1 protein-coding gene is annotated in these 1,739 nt (G+C 65.0%); it reads right to left on the reverse strand.

Annotation, left to right across the window (positions count from 1 at the left end):
* A partial coding sequence (locus ACRDUX_RS02305) for a thiamine pyrophosphate-dependent enzyme (RefSeq protein WP_526410618.1) occupies nt 1-1,739 on the reverse strand: 1,739 nt, incomplete at both ends.

The following is a 1,739-nucleotide window of genomic DNA, read 5'->3' on the forward strand; positions in this document are numbered from 1 at the left end:
GTGTTGCAGGTGCTCTGGTCGATGCGGGTCTTTCGACCGAGTTCGGTGTCAACGGGTTGAACCGACAAGCAGTTGCTCTTGACGCCGCAGTCGCCGCAGCCTTCGCAGACCGCCTCGTTGATCACGACGCGGGTCAGCCGAGCAGGCAGCTTTCCGCGCTTGCGCTTGCGTCGTGCCTCCGCTGCGCACTGCTGGTCGTAGATCAAGACGGTGACGCCCTCGGTGTCGCGCAGCAGACGCTGGGCCTCGTCGAGGCGATCCCGGTGCCACACCAGAACGCCGTTGGCGAATGTCGCGCCCCGGTGTCGTTCCGGTTCGTCGGCGCAGACGATGACCTTCGTGACACCGTCGGCCACCAGCTTGTGGGTGAGTTCGGGAACCGTCAGTCCGGCCGCAACGTCCTGCGCTCCGGTCATCGCGACCGCAGAGTTGTACAGGATCTTGTAGGTGATGTTCACTCCGGCTGCGACGCACGCCTGCACCGCAAGCTGCCCGGAATGGAAGTACGTTCCGTCGCCGATGTTTTGGAAGATGTGTCCGACGTCGGTGAATAAGGACTGGCCGATCCACTGTGCACCCTCACCACCCATCTGGGTGAGGCCCGTCACCTGAGAATCGGTGCGTGAGGACATCGTGACCAGGGTGTGGCAACCGATTCCTCCGCCGGCCAACGACCCGTCCGGCACGGCGGTGGACCGGTTGTGCGGGCAGCCGGAGCAGAAGTACGCGGTACGGGTGGAGGGCTGCACCGTCAGTTCCAATGATGGTGGCGCCGTTCGGGCGACCGTGACCTTGTCCTTCAACACGCGGCGTAGCGGTGCGAGCAGGCGGCCGGCGGTGAGTTCGCCGTCTGCAGGAATGAGCACTTTCCCGTCGGCGGCATACTTGCCGAGGACACGGGGAGCCGCGTTGCGGCCGTAGAGGATTTCCTTGACCTGCATTTCGACAAAGGCCGACTTGTCCTCGACCACCAACACTTCCGTCACCCGGTCGGCGAGCCGGGAAACGATCTCTGCGCCGACGGGATAGGGCATGCCGATACGCAGGATGCGGATCCCTACGCGCTCGAGATCCGCATCGCTGAGCCCGAGTTCGGTGAGCGCCTGGCGTACGGTGTCGTAGGCCGTGCCGACAGTGACGATGCCGAGCCATGCCTGGGCGGGATTGACCTCGATGCGGTCGATGCTGTTGGCCGCGTTGAACGCTCGTACCATCGACCAGCGCGGGCCGTAGAGGTCGGCCTCGGCGAACAGGCTGTCGGGGGGTGCCGCGCAGATGCGTTGGTGGTAGGTCCAGGGGCGGCCTTCCCACTCGACCTTCGGAGTGATGATGTCGAATTCGGAGAAGTCGCGGTCCAGTGTCCAAAGGCCGTCGGCGACGTCGGCGACGATCTTCATGGCGGACCAGCAGCCTGAAGCGCGTGACAGCGCCACGCCGTACATGCCGAATGTGATGATCTCTTCGGCGTTGCGGGGGAAGAAGATCGGCATCGACAGTGCCGCCAATGATCGCTCGCTGGCGACTGGCAGGCTGGAGGACTTCGCCCCGGGGTCATCGCCGACGAGGGCGAGCGCACCACCCGCTGGATTGGCTCCGTACATCGCGCCGTGCCGGAGCGCGTCGCTTGCGCGGTCGAGTCCCGGTCCCTTGCCGTACCAGACGCCGATCACTCCGTCGTAGCTGCGGTTACCTGACGGCAGGTCATTTTGACTTCCCCACACGGACGTTGCGGCCAGTTC

The organism is Mycobacterium sp. (assembly GCF_050701675.1).
Lineage (GTDB): Bacteria > Actinomycetota > Actinomycetes > Mycobacteriales > Mycobacteriaceae > Mycobacterium.